This window comes from Arthrobacter sp. AIWTK1 (assembly GCF_056680535.1).
This window is the reverse complement of the sequence record NZ_CM155287.1, coordinates 4,455,425-4,470,096: the sequence shown is the minus strand read 5'-3', so window position 1 is coordinate 4,470,096 and position 14,672 is coordinate 4,455,425. Positions and strand designations below refer to the sequence as shown.

Below are 14,672 nucleotides of genomic sequence, written 5' to 3'. Positions count from 1 at the left end.
ACACACCAAGCAACAAGGAGCATCATGACTACCACCATCCAGCGCACCGCCGTCCTCACCGGAGCCACTTCGGACCGCGGGATCGGCATCACCACCGCACGCCGCTACGCCAGCCAGGGCTGGGCGGTGGTGATCCTGGACCTCGACGGCGAGAAGTCCGCCAAGGTCGCCGCCGAAATCGGCAACGAATTCAATGTCCCCGCCTTCGGCCACGAAATCGACGTCGCCAATGAGGGCTCCGTCAACGCCGCCTACGCCGCCGTCACAGCAGAGGTCAGCAGCGGCAACCTTCCCCCGGTTGGCGCCCTGGCCAACATTGCCGGCATTACCTCCCCGGTGCCGTTCCTGGAGACCACGCTGGAACTGTGGCACAAGGTCATGGACGTCAACGCCACCGGAACCTACCTGGTCACCAAGGCCTTCCTGCCGGATATGATCGCCAGCGGCTGGGGCCGGATCGTGAACATGTCCTCCGTCTCCGCCCAGCGTGGCGGCGGCGTTTTCGGCAAGGTCCCCTATTCCGCCGCGAAGGCCGCCATCCTGGGCTTCACCAAGGCGCTCGCACGGGAAATCGGCGCCACCGGTGTGACCGTCAACGCCATCACCCCGGGCGCCGTGGACACCAACATCCGGGTGGGCAGCACCGAGGAGCAGGAGGCCGCCATCAACGCCGGCATCCCACTGGGCCGCAACGCCACCACCGAGGAAATCGCCGCCGTCATCACCTTCCTGTCCTCCGAGGAATCGGCCTACCTCACCGGAACCACCATCGACATCAACGGCGGAAGCCACATCCACTAGCAGTCTCGCCATTCAGAAGACCGAGCGCAGCCTGGAGAGCCCACGATGACCAGAATTTTCAACGATCCGTCCGACTTCGCCGAGGAAGCCCTCGCCGGGTTCTGCGACGTCCACGCCGACCTGGTCCGCCAGGTTCCCGGCGGGGCCGTGCGCCGCCACCGCCCCGCCAAGCCCAAAGTGGCTGTCCTCGCCGGCGGCGGTTCCGGCCACTACCCGGCCTTCGCCGGCCTGATCGGCACCGGGCTGGCCGACGGCGCCGTGGTGGGCAACATCTTCACATCCCCTTCCGCGCAGCAGGCCTATGCCGTGGCCAAGGCGGCGGACTCCGGCGCCGGTGTGGTGTTCACCTACGGCAACTACGCCGGGGACGTGCTGAACTTCGGCATGGCCAGTGAACGGCTCGCTGCGGAGGGGATCCAGGTGGAAAACGTCCTGGTCACGGACGACGTCGCCAGCGCACCGCCGTCGGAAGCGGAGAAACGCCGCGGCATCGCGGGTGACTTCACCGTCTTCAAGATCATGGGCGCCGCCGCCGAAGCGGGCGCAGGCCTGGCCGACGTCGTGCGTCTTGGCCGGAAGGCCAACAGCCTGACCCGCACCATCGGCAGCGCCTTCCACGGCTGCACCTTTCCCGGTGCCGAGGCGCCGCTGTTCACCCTCAAGGACCGTCAGATGGGCCTGGGCCTGGGGATCCACGGCGAGCCCGGCCTGTTCGACACCGAGCTGCCGCCCGCCAAGGAACTGGGCCAGGAACTCGTTTCCCGGCTGCTGGCCGAGACGCCGCACAGCGCGGGCGACCGCCTCGCCGTCATCCTCAACGGCCTCGGTTCCACCAAGCATGAGGAACTGTTTGTCCTCTGGCTCACCGTGGCTCCGCTGCTCCGCGCCGCCGGCTACACGCTGGTGATGCCGGAGGTGGGCGAACTGGTCACCAGCCTGGACATGTCCGGCGTTTCCCTCACCATCACCTGGCTGGACGACGAACTTGAGCCGCTCTGGACCGCTCCGGCTGAAACGCCGGCCTACCGGCGGGGCAATGCCGCCCTGCAGTCCGGTGACCGGATGGCGGAGGAAACGTCCGACGCCGCCGCCGCACCCGCCGCTTTTGAGGCCACCGAAGACTCGCGCGGCTATGCGGCACACTGCCTGGCAGCGCTCGCTGCGGCCCGGGATTCCCTGCACGGTGCCGAAGCCCGGTTGGGGGACATGGATGCGGTAGCCGGCGACGGCGACCACGGACGCGGGATGGTCCGCGGGATCGACGCGGCCGTGGCCGCAGCCGAGGACGCCGCTGCCGGCGGTGCCGGAGCGGGGGCGGTTCTTGCGGCCGCCGGGGACGCCTGGGCTGACAAAGCCGGGGGAACCTCCGGCGTGCTGTGGGGTGCCGGTCTGCGGTCCTTCGGCGAAGCCCTCGGCAACCAGCTGGCCCCGGGACCTTCGGAACTGGCCGCGGCGGTCGCGGCGTTCGCGGGAAGGATCACCGGCCTCGGCAAGGCGGACGTCGGGGACAAGACCATGGTGGACGCCCTGTTGCCCTTCACCGAAACGTATAGCCGGCTGGTGGCCGACGGTGCCGGGCACGCCGGGGCGTCGCTTCAAGCGGCGTGGGCCGAAGCTGCCGCGGCCGCCACGGGGGCAGCGGAAGCCACCGCTTCCCTGCGTCCGCTCAAAGGCAGGGCCCGGCCGCTCGCCGAAAAGAGCGTGGGCACGGCGGACCCCGGGGCCACGTCCCTGGCCATGATCTTCTCCGTCATGGGCCCGCACCTTGCAGCTCCGGCTGCAACCCGCCAGCCCGCAGGAACACCGTCATGACCGGGGAAGGACAGGTCGTGGGCATTCGACTCATCCTGGGCGCCGACGAAGCCGGCGTGGACTACAAGGACCGGATCATGGAGGACCTGCGGAACGATCCCCGGGTCAGCGAAATCATCGACATCGGTGTCAACCGCAGTGATGCCCCCGAGCAGTTCACCACTCCGTACCCGTACGTGGGGATTGCCGCCGGGGAGATGATCAAGGAGGGCCTCGCGGACCGGGCCATCCTGTTCTGCGGCACCGGGATCGGCGTGGCCATCGCCGCGAACAAGGTGGAAGGAATCCGGGCGGCCACCGCCCATGACTCCTTCTCGGTGGAACGCTCGGTGCTCTCCAACGACTGCCAGGTGCTCACCATGGGCCAGCGCGTGGTGGGCGTGGAGCTTGCCCGCAGGCTTGCCCGGGAGTGGCTCGGCTACACCTTCGACCCCGGCTCCGCCTCGGCCGGCAAGGTCAAGGTCCTGACCGACTTCGAAGCCTGCTGACGCGCCCAGTCAGCGGCAGCTATTCAACGTTGACCTTCACGCGCTGAACCACGTTGTTGCCCATGCCCTGGTAGTTCCAGACCTGCTCCAGCGGCTGCATCTCTCCGGTGGCGTCGGTGGCACGGCAGGCGAGCTCATGCTCGCCCCGGTCCGCCACCCACGGCAGCGTCCACTCGCACCACGCAAACGGCCCGGCTGGATGCCCGAGATGCGCGGGCACCCATTTCCCGTCGATCCCCACCTCCACGCGGACCACGGAGCCTTCGCCGGACCAGGCCCTGCCTTGGAGCATCACCGGTCCGGGGGAGAGGACCCTGCTGCGGGTGAAGAAGTCCGGAATGCCCGGCGGAATCATCAGCGAACGGACCTTGATCCGGGAGACCGGGGTGCCGGCGTCGTCCGCGTCCTCTTGGTAGCGGTACGCCACCGACTGCTGGAATCCCTCGAACGGGTGGGTCAGCACCTGGATGGACTCCAGCCATTTCACGCTGGCCATGCCGTACCAGCCCGGGACCACCAGGCGCAGCGGGTAGCCGTGCTGCGGCGGCAGCTCGCGGCCGTTCATCTCGTAGGCCAGGACCACGTCGGGGCGCAGGGCCTCCTTGATGGGCAGGCTGCGCGCATACGTCTGCCGGACCCCGCCCTGGATGCCGGCGTCGGCGCCGGTGAACACCACTTCGACGGCGTCTTCGTCCACGCCGGCCTGGGCCAGCAGGTACGCCAGCGGAACACCGGTCCACTCCGCGGTTCCCACGCCCTCGAGCCGCCACGGCTGGCTCAGCGGCCGCGGGTGCAGCAGCGAACGGCCGTTGCCGGCGCACTCCAGCGTCACCGGAATGCTGATGGTCGGGTCCCGCCGGAGCGCCCGGAGGCTGATTTCGACGGCCCGCTGCACGGCACCGCCGATCCTCAGATGCCAGGAATCCGCGTCGATGAACGGGATGTCGAAGTGCGTCAGCACGTAGTGCAGCCCCGGCGGCGTGGTGTCCTCCCGCAAGGCCTCCAGCGGCATCGAATGGTTCCTGACGGCAAGCTGCAGTTCCTCTGCGGTGAGCGGGCCGTGGGTGGGTTCTCCTGCGTGCGCCGCGGGCTTCAGGGACTGACGGCGACGGGAAATCTGCTTCGTCATGGCACTGGTCTACGCCGACGCCGCCGGTGCGTCAAGGGCGGGCCCACGCAGCAATGCCGGGCACCCCGACTGGGGAACCCGGCACAAGCTACTGCCTTCGAACCTGGTCTAGCGGATGACGACGGCGGGAGAGCCGGCGGCAACATACTCGGCGGTTGTGGCCGTAACCAGGCCGGCCGGGGAATCGTAGTAAAGGGAAGTGCTGCCGGTCAGCTTCACAAAACTGCTGCCCGGAATGAGCGTGCTGGTCTGCGGCGTGGGCATCCCGTAGCTCTGCCACTGCGCAAAGTTAAGATGGCTGCCCTTGTAGGTGCTTCCCACCAGGTAGATGGCGCCGCTCCAGGAATTCTTCACGAAACGGCCCGTTCCGAGATCCGTGAATGTCCGTTTCGCCGCGGGGATGGCCATCCATTCCGCGTAGGTGAGTTCGTGGACGTTGCCAGACGGAGACTTGAGGAAAATGGTGGGCAGGTTGCTGTACTTGCTGGTGATGGAGCCGCCGACGAAGCCGGTGGCCATCGGTGTCGGGTAACCGGCGGCGCTCCAGTCGGAGAAACTCAGGGCAGACACTTTGGCGTCGTATTCGGCCTGGCCGGTTGCCGTTGCCTCCACCTTGAAGATGGTGGGCTCCCAGGAGTACTTCACATATCGCACGGGCAGGCTGACGGCGGGGGATCCGGCGCTGGTCCACTGCGACTGGGACGCCGTGGTTTCCCCGGCCGGGCTGAAGTAGTACAAGGCGGAGTCATTGAACTTGCCGAAGAAATACGTTCCGGCCAGGAGCTTGAAACTCGCCGGGGCGGGCTGCCCGTACGCAGTCCAGTCGGCATAGCTCAGGGCCCGGCCCTTGTTGGTGCTGTCCACGGCATAGATGGTGGTGCTCCAGCTGTTCTTGACGAAGCTGACTGCCGGAAGGGTGGCATACGCCGGGAACCCCAGATCCGAGTACTCGCTCCAGGTCAGCGACTTGAAGGAGCCGTCGGGACGTTTGCCGTAAATGCTCGGAGAATCGACGTGCTTGAAGTAAGAGGAATACGGGCTCTTGCCCCGGATGGTGATGGTGGCCGCGCTGCTCGTGATGGAGTCTATGGTGATCGTGGTGCCTGCGGCGGTGGTGAACTTGCCCCCTTGCCAGGCCAGGTTCGGGTGGTACCAGCCGTCATAGGGTTTGGTATTGGGCATGAGGATCATTGATGCGGCCGGATCGGACGGATCGGCCTTCAGGATCTGCACGCCCTGGTTGCCGGACACCGCAGTGAGAGCGTCGTAACCCACAGGCATGCGAAGTTCCACGTAGTAGACCTCGTTGCTGATGGGATCGGTGAACGTCAGCGCACGGTAGTCACCGGTGCCGGCCCAGGGCGTCACCTTGAAGCTCTTGGCACCCAGGATGGTACCGGCATCGCGGATCTCATAACCGTTGCCGAACGAGCCGAGGTCGTAGTGGTACGAGTCGATCGTGGGGATGGCGGCGCGCGTGGGACCCATGACGGACGTGTCATTGCCGTAGGCACGCGACCAGCAGTTGCCGTTGTCCAGCCGGCCGAACGACGCCGTCGAGTCCGAGCTTCCGTCGGAGCACTGGATGCTGTTGGCGTGGTCCAGGCCGAAGACATGGCCGAATTCGTGGGTCATCACCGTGTTCGTATACGTGCCCGGGTAGGGCATCAGGACGCGCCCGCTGGTGGCTCCGCCGGACCAGCCGGCGCCAAGATTTCCGCCCTGGCCGTAAACCACCACGTCGTTGCGGGGCATGAAAATCACAAGGCTGGTGTTGGCTGATTCGATCCAGCCAAGTTCCTTGGTGACTCTCTCCAGGATGTCGTCGAAGTTCCAGTCCGAGCGTGCGCTGGTCTTGAACCCTTTGACAACGTCAACGATGGACAGGGACAGCCGCCCGCCGGACATTCCGTTCCAGTAACTGCTGGCGGCGCTAATCGAATTCTTGGCGGCGTCAATATTGATAGCGTCCGTCTCAGCGGTGGTCTTATCCGCGGTCTGGATTGTGACAAGCGATACCTTGACGTTGCCGGCACGGGGGAGCCATTCCGTCGTGAGCGACCCGGACGTGACCCCCGAAGGCGCTGATCGGATGAAGTCGACGGGCGCTGGCGGCGGCGACGGCGGCGTGTCTACGGCCTGCGCCGGAGCGACGGCGACGAGGCTTCCTGAGACCAGGAAAGTCAGTAAAGTCAGAGCCCGCAGAACCGCGGAAGTTGTCGAGCGCATTGGATCCCCAAAAAGTGCGTGCTGTAGCAACATGCCCCGACCGAATGGCGGGTGAGCAAAGCCTAATCCGTTATTGGGGTTTTGAGAATAACAACAGCCACTTTAATGAACTCAAACAACACTGTTAACACGCTGACCGTGCGCGGGCACTAGAGGTGATGCGCCTCCTTGAGGAAGTCCGCGAGCCCCTGGGGTTCCTTGCCTGTGAGGCCATAAACGTCCGACGTCGGGCCGGCCAGTTCGCCGTTGGCAATGGCCGTGTAGGTGCTCACCCAGGCATCCACCTGCCAGGCCGGTGCGCCGTAGGATGCCCGGGAGGCATAGGCCTCCTCCACGGTTTCATTGTGGAAGCTGACGGTCCGTCCTGTGCCCGCGGTGAGGAGCTCCGCGGCCCGTTGCAGGGAGATGTCCTCCGGCCCGGTGAGGTCGTAGGTCCTGCCCACGTGCACCGCCGGATCACCCAGCACTGCCGCCGCGCACCGGGCGATGTCCCCGCGGGTTACGGCAGCCATGACGCCGTCGCCCGCCGGTCCGCGGATGACGCCGTCCTCTCCGGTGAGCAGCGGCAGGAAGTCGAGGTAGAAGTTGTCCCGCAGGAACGTGTACTTCATCCCGGAGGCCCTTATCCGCTCCTCGGTGGCGTAATGGTCCCTGCCCAGCGTGAACGTGCAGTCTGCGGAGGCGCCGAAGAAGGACGTGTACACCACATGCTCAACCCCGGCCGCGGCAGCTGCGTCAATAAACGCGAAATGCGTCTGGAGCCTGTCCTCGGCCTCGGCAGCGGACACCATGAACAGCGTCTTCACGCCCGCCAGCGAGGACTTCGCCAGCACCGGGTCCCCGTACGTGGACACCACCGGAACAGCGCCCGGGAGGTCAGGTGCCCTGGCGGCGTCGCGCACCAGCAGCCGCTGCGGCAGCCCGGCGTCGGCGATGATCCTGGCGACGAGTCCGCCGAGCTGTCCGGTGGATCCGGCGACCGCCAGGCCGGGCAGGTCCCCGACCGCTGGTCCGCCCGTCCCCGTGCCGGCGGCACCCTCCCCGTCCGCCACGGCTAGGCCTCCCGGGACGCGGGCGACTTGGTCTGGGCCGGGTCCCGTTCGGCCAGTGACCCGATGGCGTCGTCGATCTTGTCCATGATGGCCTGGTCCAGCTTGACGCCGGCGGCCGCCACGTTGCCGGCAATCTGCTCCGGACGGGACGCGCCCATGATGGCGGAGGCAACGTTCTTGTTCTGCAGCACCCAGGCGATGCTGAGCTGGGCCATGGTGAGTCCGGCTTCCTCCGCGATCGGCTTGAGCTGCTGGACTCCGCTCAGGACCTCGTCGGACATCCAGCGTTCGATCATCCTGGCGCCGCCCTTGGAGTCCGTGGCACGGCTTCCTTCGGGGGCCGGCTTCCCGGGCCGGTACTTGCCGCTCAGCACACCCTGGGCCATGGGGGACCACACGATCTGGGACAGGCCCAGCTCTTCGGATGTCGGGACCACTTCGGCCTCGATGACCCGCCACAGCATGGAGTACTGCGGCTGGTTGGAAATCAGCTGGAAGCCCAGGTCCTTGGCGAGCGCGTGGCCGTCCCTGATCTGGCCGGCCGTCCATTCGCTGACACCGATGTACAGCGCCTTGCCCTGCCGGACGATGTCCGCGAACGCCTGCATGGTCTCTTCCAGCGGCGTCTCGTAGTCATAGCGGTGGGCCTGGTAAAGGTCCACGTAGTCGGTCTGGAGGCGCGTCAGGGAACCGTTGATGGACTCCATGATGTGCTTGCGGGACAGTCCCACATCGTTGTGGCCCTTGGGTCCGGTGGGGCCAAACACCTTGGTGAAGATCTCCAGCGACTCACGGCGCTCGTCCTTCAGTGCCTCGCCCAGTACCTTCTCCGCCGCGGTATTGGCATAGACATCTGCGGTGTCGAATGTGCTGATTCCCGCGTCCAGTGCCGCCCGCACGCACTGGGTGGCCACATCGTTCTCCACCTGGGAGCCGTGCGTGAGCCAGTTGCCGAACGTGATTTCGGAGATCTTGAAGCCGCTGTTGCCGAGGTATCTGAATTCCATGGTTTTCACCGTAGCCCACTTGGTTGCTCAGGGTAAGGGCTTTCCGCCAGCTACCTTCGCCGGAGCTCCGCGTACTCCAAAGAGGGGACTACCGCGCCGGCGTCCCGCTCCACGAAGTTGGTGCCCGGAGGCACCAGCTCGTCGATGGCATCCAGCACGGATTCGTCCAGCACCGTGTCCGCGGCGTTCAAGTAGGCGTGCAGGTGCTCCTCGCTCCGCGGGCCGACGATCACGCTGCTGACAGCCGGGTGGTTCAGGGCGAAGCCGACTGCCAGGTCCACCAGCGGCAGCTCCAGCTTGTCCGCCAGCCGGGCCAGGGCGTCTGCTGCGTGCAGCTTCCGCTCGCTTGCCGGGCCCGAGATGTCGTAGCGCCCGGGAAGGGAGTGGACCCGCGTGGGCGGCTTCCCGGCGTCCAGGACAAAGCTCCCGGACAGCCAGCCGCCGGCCAGCGGACCGTAGGCCAGCACACCGAGGCCGTACTGCTGGGCGATCGGCAGGACGTCGCGCTCGGTGCCCCGGACCAGCATCGAATAGGGGACCTGGTTGGCAACGGGCGGAATGAGGTGGTTGGTGGTGGCCAGCCACTGGGCCTCCACCAGCTGCGCCGGGGTGAACACGGACGTTCCGTAGTAGAGGATCTTGCCCTGCCGGATGAGGTCGTTCAGCGCCGTGATGGTTTCCAGCACATCCGTGTTGTAGTCCGGACGATGCGCCTGGTACAGGTCGATCCGGTCCGTCTGCAGGCGTCGAAGGCTTCCCTCCACGGCCTGCATGATCCAGCGCCGCGAGTTTCCGGAGTGGGCAGGGTTGGCGCTCATCTGGCCGTGGAACTTCGTGGCGATGAAGACGTCGTCGCGGCGGCCTTTCAGGGCACAACCCACCACGTGCTCGCTCTGCCCCTGCGAGTAGACGTCCGCAGTGTCCACGGCGGTGATGCCCGCGTCCAGCGCAGCGTTGATGATGCGGATGCTTTCATCGGCACCGGTGGGTGCGTAGCCGTGGGCGCTGCCGCCGGCGCCTGACGGGTCCGCAGGTGCGCCCTCGCCGAAGTTCATGGTGCCCAGGGTGAGCGGGCTGATTAATGTCCCGCTGCGCCCGAATACCCGTAGCTGGTTGAGGCTCATTCCCGGTTTCCTCACGTTTGACCCCCCACAACCGACTGCTGTGGATCGTCACGAGGCTACACAAAATTGGCCGGTCGGACCCCGGCGCCGAAGCACTTCTTAGCCTTGCGTAGTGCGGGGTAACGCAGCGGCGTCAATGAAGAATTGTGACTTAGCCGGCGCGGCGGTGATCAGTGGGCAGGGTGTCCTTCAGGGCGCCGGGATGGCCGGCAAGCGAGACCAGCGAACCAGTGTCCAGCATGGCCATCCGTCCCGGGGCCGGGGGTTTCTCGAAGGAGCGCGGGATGGCCTTGACGGTGGCGTGCTGGTCCGTGGCGGACTCCACCAGCGGTGCAACCGCCCTGACGTCTTCCACCGGGGCATCCGGACTGGGGAGATCACGCACGGTGACCTTCACTTCGGGCGGCGCCGCGGCCTCAACCCGGGCGGCAGCGCGGGCGTCTGCCCGGGCGACGGCCGCGGCCCAGTCCTCGGCCAGGGCGGGACCCTCGCCGCGGGCCGTGCTGGTGCGCGCCGGGTGTTCCTTGGGGCTCCGCAGCTTCGATTTGAGGGGACCGGACTGAGGAGCCTTCAGGCTGAAAGTACGGCGGGGCGCACGGATGGCGGTTTCCGCAGCGGGCCCGGCGGCGCGGCGGCCGAACAGCGCCATCACCATTACGCCGACCAGCCGGCCCAGCCCTGCAATTAGCAAGGTGGCAACAAAGACCAGGAAGAGTCCGATGAACATGACGAAGGCCACACCGAGCGTGCCAAAAAAGGTCAGGTTCAGGGCAATGGTGGTGGGATCTTCCATTTACCTCTCCTCACGGCCTGCAGCGCCTGTGTACGGGCAGCAACTACCCGCCGATAAGCACCCCTTAACAATACGGACTTTTGCGGGGCAACACGCCCGCATTGAGGCCCGCGACGGGGTTGTGTCGAAGCTGTTATCGGATATGACACGGCCGGTTCCGCCCCGGTCCGGGCATATAGTCGGAGACAGTCATTTGATGCCCCTCAGTCAGCCTGAAAGGACCGCCGTGCCCCACCCCGGAAACTGCCCCTGCCTGTCCGGTGAGCAGTACGCGGACTGCTGCGGCCGGTTCCACCGCGGTGACGCCGATGCCCCCACGGCGGAACAGCTGATGCGCTCCCGGTACAGCGCGTTCGTGGTGCACGATGCCGCCTACCTCCTCCGAACCTGGCATCCGGATACCCGGCCCGCGGAACTCAAACTGGATCCGGCCATCGAATGGCGCCGGCTGGACGTTGTTTCCACGTTCCGCGGCGGACCGCTGGATTCGGAAGGGACCGTCGAGTTCAGGGCCCACTTCCGGCACGACGGCGAGCGGGGCGTCCACCACGAAACCAGCCGGTTCCTGCGTGTTGACCGCCGTTGGTACTACCTGGACGAGGTTGTGCCCTAGCGGTCAGCGTCCGCTTCAACGGGGGTGAACCCGGCCCGGTCCACCTTGCGGTGGAACCGCATGCCGGCCATGCCGCCCACCACGGCCCCAATCAGTGCGACCACAGCGACCACGACGGCGGCGATAATGCCGGAGGTGGTCAGCTGCCCTTCATTGACGGGGATCCGCGGGAAGCTGTTCAGGTTGGCGAGGATGTTGAAGCGTCCACCGGCGATCATGGCCAGCAGCGCAACAAGTATTGCGAAGATCACGGCCCAGACCCACACCATGAACCCCTGTTTGGCGCCGTTGAAGCGCGCCATCCGGCCGGCCACGTAACCGCCGCAGTAGTAAGCCACAAAGAGGATGACCAGCAGCACAATGATCCCCACCAGCCCCACGGTCTGGTCGCCGGAGGCCTGGTTCACGGCCTCGTTGACGTCCGTGCTGGTGGCGAGCCCCACTGCTGTTCCGGCCGCTGCAACGAGGGCCGTCAGCAAGACGGCCGTTCCCGTCGCGGCCAGCCAGCCAAAGAATGCGGACCCGACCTTGATGCCGCCGAACTGCTCCTTCTCGCGGGCAACCACAGTCTCGCGGGTGGCAGCATGGGGGTCAGCGGCCACAACGGGCTCGGACGTCGGAGGCACCGCGTAGGCGCGGGTGTCGGCGTCGTGGTCCGTGCCGGCGTCGTAATCGCCGCTGGTACGCGGAGCGTCAGCGTAGCTGCGGCGGCCCTCCAGCCTGCCTTCCACCCCGTTCCGGTCTGCGTGGCTCGCGTCGAGGCCGTCTGTACGGTCGACACGGGCGCGGCGCGGCTGTCTGTCTTCGGGTCCTGCTGTGCTGCTCATCAGGCGTTCTCGCTTTCATCGATTGAACCGGGCCCATTGTTTGGGCCGGCCACCGCTATGCGGAGACATGCATGGTGCTCTTATCACCACCTAACCACGGCCTGCCGGTGGTAGCAAGGATGCTTAGTATCTCCGGCGGGGCGGAAATCAGCGTGAATCAGCGGTATTTGCGGTGCATGTTCTCCTTCACGGACGGCCGCGGGGACGCGTCCGCGATCCATGGCCCGGTGCCTTCGGACTGGTCCAGGACGCCTGCTTCCAGCCATGTGTAGTCGCCGGCGAGCACCTTTTCCGTAAGGTCGCGGTCGGCGTCGTCCGTGTTCCGCCACAGCTGGTCGAAGTACTCGTCCACGCGAACCCGCGCCTGTTCGCAGTAGGCCTCGGCGAGTTCATAGGCAGTGGCGGCCCGCTCCGGCGCAGTGTGGAGCATGCCTTCAGCCCGCGAACAGCATGCCGCCATCGCAAACAGCTCCGCGCCGATGTCCACGATCCGGCCCAGGAACGCCTGCTTGTGCTCCAGTTTTGCCTGCCACCGGCCCATTCCGTAAAACGTCTGGCGGGCCAGCCGCCGGGAGGAGCGCTCCACGAAACGCAACTGCTTGGCCAGCCGGCCGAACTCCGTGTAGGACCGCGGATCCATCCCCGCGCCCGCCACCAGTTTGGGCAGCCACCTCGCGTAGAAGCCTGAAGCGCCGACGGCCGCCCGCGCCTTGTCCTGCAGGCTGGCATCCGCGGAAGCAAGGTCCCCGGCGGCGGCGAGGTGCGCATCCACGGCCTCACGGGCAATCAGGAGCTTCATGATTTCCGAGGAACCCTCGAAGATCCGGTTGATCCGGAGGTCCCGGAGCTGCTGTTCGGCCGGCACGGCGCGCTCGCCCCGCGCCTCCAGAGAGTCCGCCGTCTCGAAGCCGCGTCCGCCGCGGATCTGCACCAGCTCGTCAGCTATCCGGCAGCTGATCTCCGTGGACCAGAGCTTGGCCAGGGCGGCCTCGATCCGGACATCCTTCTGGCCGGCATCGGCCATCTCGGCGGACAGCTCGAACACGGCGTCCAGGGCGAAGGCGCTGGCGGCGATGAAAGCGATCTTCTTGCCCACGGCTTCGTGCTTGCCTACCGGCCGCCCCCACTGCGTGCGTGCGTTGGACCATTCGCGGGCGATCTTCAGGCTCCACCGGCCGGATGCCACACAGAGGGCCGGGATGGACAGCCGTCCGGTGTTGAGGGTGGTGAGGGCGATCTTCAGGCCCTGGCCCTCCCGCCCGAGCCGGTTTGCCGCGGGTACCCGCACCTGGTGGAATCGCGTCACCCCGTTTTCGATGCCGCGGAGCCCCATAAAGGCATTGCGGTTTTCCACCGTGATGCCGGGGGAGTCCATTTCCACCACGAAGGCGCTGATGCCGCCCTTGTGGACCGTGCCGTCGGAATCCCTGTGCTCCGGGACCACGGCCATGACCACCACCAGTTCGGCGATCACGCCGTTGGTGGTCCACAGTTTCACGCCGTCCAAAACGTAAGCGTCGCCGTCGTCCGTGGGAACTGCGGTGCTGCCCATCCGGGCGGGGTCGCTCCCGACGTCGGGCTCCGTCAGCAGGAACGCCGTGATGGCGCCGGCGGCGCAGCGGGGAAGGTACTCCTGCTTCTGCTCCGCAGTGCCGAACACCTTGACAGGCTCAGGGACGCCGATGGACTGGTGTGCGGACAGCAGCGCACCGAGGCTCGGGTGCACCGAGCCCAGCAGGGCCAGCGCGCGGCCGTAGTACACGAGGGACAGGCCCAGGCCGCCATATTCGCGCGGGATCTTCATGCCGAAGACGCCCAGCTCGGCCAGGCCGGCGAGGTACTCGTCCGGGATTTTGGCGTCCCGCTCGATCAGGCGGCCGGACATGGTCCTGCAGTAGGCGGTGAGGCGGGCCATGAACTCGTCGCCGCGTTCCACGTCCTCGGCCCTGGCCTCGGGCCAGGGATGGATCAGCGAGAGATCGAAGCTGCCGAGGTACAAACCCTTGGCGAAGCTGGGCCGGTCCCAGGAGGTTTCCCGGGCGGCCTCCGTAATGGCCCGGGCATCCGCCTCGGTGGCCTCCGGTCCGATCTTGTCGGGGGCGACGGGAACATCGGCGGCTGGACTGTCAGTGGCAGAGCTCACGGGGCATCTCCTCTAACCGGGGTGGCCGGCTCGAGCCCTGGGTCCGCCTCGGGTGGAGAACCCTTCAGCTGTCCCTCAATGCTACCCGCGGGTAAGTTCCCGTGCTAGGGGCAGGCTGCCCTTGAAAGTCGCTGGGGAGTTCCACTGTGGAGGCGTGGTGCACCATCCGGTCCCACAGGTGGTTGATGCCGTGGACCAATCCCAGCAGGGTGCCGGCAACGATGAACCAGGCGAGCCGGCCCACTCCCACGAGCACCATGGCCAGGAAGCCGGCCGTCATCATGAAACCCACGATCAGCATCCCGAACATAAGAGTTCCGATGAATACGAAAGTGCCTGTTTCAACTGCGCTGAGATCGAACTGCATGGTTTCCCCCTGCGTCATTGCCTGATGGATCGAGTAGCACGAGCGTAGGGTGCGGGCGGCGCGGTCAGCCAGACTCATCACGCCGTGGCGCGAGGGTTGATGCGCGATCGAAATGCTACCGGAGCGTAGGTCACGGTGCGGTCACTTAAACCCCACCAGTAACAGGCGTAACAGGAGTCACGGGTTGCCGGCGGGCCGGACACCATGCCGGAGCTGCTGCCCGGGGCACTGCGTTAACCTTGTAGTTGGCAGTTTTCGGGTTTTCCGCTGCCCGACGAGTCCCGTGG

At 66.6% G+C, this 14,672-nt stretch carries 13 protein-coding genes; 4 read left to right on the top strand and 9 right to left on the bottom strand.

The features are described 5' to 3' along the window. The first annotated feature begins 24 nt into the window (after window positions 1–24). From AC1MDG_RS20460 to AC1MDG_RS20450, 3 genes are read left to right on the top strand one after another with little or no spacing between them, the layout of a single operon-like run. On the top strand, window positions 25–801 hold the full coding sequence (locus AC1MDG_RS20460) for an SDR family NAD(P)-dependent oxidoreductase (RefSeq protein ID WP_479806472.1): 777 nt from the start codon (window positions 25–27) through the stop codon (window positions 799–801). 45 nt (window positions 802–846) lie between these two features. Beyond that, a complete protein-coding gene (locus tag AC1MDG_RS20455) occupies window positions 847–2,613 on the top strand; it encodes a dihydroxyacetone kinase family protein (protein WP_479806470.1) in 1,767 nt (588 codons plus the stop codon). Beyond that, a complete protein-coding gene (locus AC1MDG_RS20450; protein ID WP_479806468.1) occupies window positions 2,610–3,101 on the top strand; it encodes a ribose-5-phosphate isomerase in 492 nt (163 codons plus the stop codon). Before AC1MDG_RS20455 ends, AC1MDG_RS20450 begins: the two co-directional genes overlap by 4 nt. A gap of 19 nt (window positions 3,102–3,120) precedes the next feature. On the opposite strand, the gene AC1MDG_RS20445 is transcribed toward AC1MDG_RS20450, so the two are convergent. From AC1MDG_RS20445 to AC1MDG_RS20420, 6 genes are all read right to left on the bottom strand, one after another. After that, entirely contained in the window at window positions 3,121–4,230 is a 1,110-nt protein-coding gene (locus tag AC1MDG_RS20445; protein WP_479806466.1) for a sulfite oxidase, read from the bottom strand. Between the two features lie 108 nt (window positions 4,231–4,338). Then, the gene (locus AC1MDG_RS20440) at window positions 4,339–6,459 is read right to left on the bottom strand and encodes a M12 family metallo-peptidase (RefSeq protein ID WP_479806464.1); all 2,121 of its coding nucleotides are present in this window, start codon (window positions 6,457–6,459) and stop codon (window positions 4,339–4,341) included. Between the two features lie 149 nt (window positions 6,460–6,608). Beyond that, entirely contained in the window at window positions 6,609–7,511 is a 903-nt protein-coding gene (locus tag AC1MDG_RS20435) for an SDR family oxidoreductase (protein ID WP_479806462.1), read from the bottom strand. A gap of 2 nt (window positions 7,512–7,513) precedes the next feature. Then, window positions 7,514–8,518, bottom strand: coding sequence for an aldo/keto reductase family protein (locus AC1MDG_RS20430; protein WP_479806460.1), 1,005 nt, complete (start codon window positions 8,516–8,518; stop codon window positions 7,514–7,516). Window positions 8,519–8,568: 50 nt separating this feature from the next. After that, entirely contained in the window at window positions 8,569–9,642 is a 1,074-nt protein-coding gene (locus tag AC1MDG_RS20425; RefSeq protein ID WP_479806458.1) for an aldo/keto reductase, read from the bottom strand. Window positions 9,643–9,793: 151 nt separating this feature from the next. Then, complete coding sequence (locus AC1MDG_RS20420; protein ID WP_479806456.1) at window positions 9,794–10,435, bottom strand: hypothetical protein; 642 nt, start codon at window positions 10,433–10,435, stop codon at window positions 9,794–9,796. 196 nt (window positions 10,436–10,631) lie between these two features. Here AC1MDG_RS20420 and AC1MDG_RS20415 point away from each other — a divergent pair, with 196 nt between their 5' ends. Further along, window positions 10,632–11,048 (top strand): YchJ family protein, encoded by a 417-nt coding sequence (locus AC1MDG_RS20415; protein ID WP_479806454.1) that lies wholly within the window; start codon window positions 10,632–10,634, stop codon window positions 11,046–11,048. On the opposite strand, the gene AC1MDG_RS20410 is transcribed toward AC1MDG_RS20415, so the two are convergent. The 3 genes from AC1MDG_RS20410 to AC1MDG_RS20400 form a co-directional block, all read right to left on the bottom strand. Beyond that, complete coding sequence (locus AC1MDG_RS20410; protein ID WP_479806452.1) at window positions 11,045–11,875, bottom strand: TIGR04086 family membrane protein; 831 nt, start codon at window positions 11,873–11,875, stop codon at window positions 11,045–11,047. The genes AC1MDG_RS20415 and AC1MDG_RS20410 overlap by 4 nt on opposite strands. A 157-nt stretch (window positions 11,876–12,032) precedes the next feature. Next, window positions 12,033–14,018 (bottom strand): acyl-CoA dehydrogenase family protein, encoded by a 1,986-nt coding sequence (locus AC1MDG_RS20405; protein WP_479806450.1) that lies wholly within the window; start codon window positions 14,016–14,018, stop codon window positions 12,033–12,035. Between the two features lie 64 nt (window positions 14,019–14,082). Continuing rightward, entirely contained in the window at window positions 14,083–14,385 is a 303-nt protein-coding gene (locus AC1MDG_RS20400; RefSeq protein WP_479809151.1) for a hypothetical protein, read from the bottom strand. Between the last annotated feature and the right edge of the window lie 287 nt (window positions 14,386–14,672).

Coding starts and splice junctions, on each gene's coding strand:
- AC1MDG_RS20460 (WP_479806472.1), top strand. CDS start 25: ATGACTACCACCATCCAGCGCACCGCCGTCCTCACCGGAGCCACTTCG.
- AC1MDG_RS20455 (WP_479806470.1), top strand. CDS start 847: ATGACCAGAATTTTCAACGATCCGTCCGACTTCGCCGAGGAAGCCCTC.
- AC1MDG_RS20450 (WP_479806468.1), top strand. CDS start 2,610: ATGACCGGGGAAGGACAGGTCGTGGGCATTCGACTCATCCTGGGCGCC.
- AC1MDG_RS20445 (WP_479806466.1), bottom strand. CDS start 4,230: ATGACGAAGCAGATTTCCCGTCGCCGTCAGTCCCTGAAGCCCGCGGCG.
- AC1MDG_RS20440 (WP_479806464.1), bottom strand. CDS start 6,459: ATGCGCTCGACAACTTCCGCGGTTCTGCGGGCTCTGACTTTACTGACT.
- AC1MDG_RS20430 (WP_479806460.1), bottom strand. CDS start 8,518: ATGGAATTCAGATACCTCGGCAACAGCGGCTTCAAGATCTCCGAAATC.
- AC1MDG_RS20425 (WP_479806458.1), bottom strand. CDS start 9,642: ATGAGCCTCAACCAGCTACGGGTATTCGGGCGCAGCGGGACATTAATC.
- AC1MDG_RS20420 (WP_479806456.1), bottom strand. CDS start 10,435: ATGGAAGATCCCACCACCATTGCCCTGAACCTGACCTTTTTTGGCACG.
- AC1MDG_RS20415 (WP_479806454.1), top strand. CDS start 10,632: ATGCCCCTCAGTCAGCCTGAAAGGACCGCCGTGCCCCACCCCGGAAAC.
- AC1MDG_RS20410 (WP_479806452.1), bottom strand. CDS start 11,875: ATGAGCAGCACAGCAGGACCCGAAGACAGACAGCCGCGCCGCGCCCGT.
- AC1MDG_RS20400 (WP_479809151.1), bottom strand. CDS start 14,385: ATGCAGTTCGATCTCAGCGCAGTTGAAACAGGCACTTTCGTATTCATC.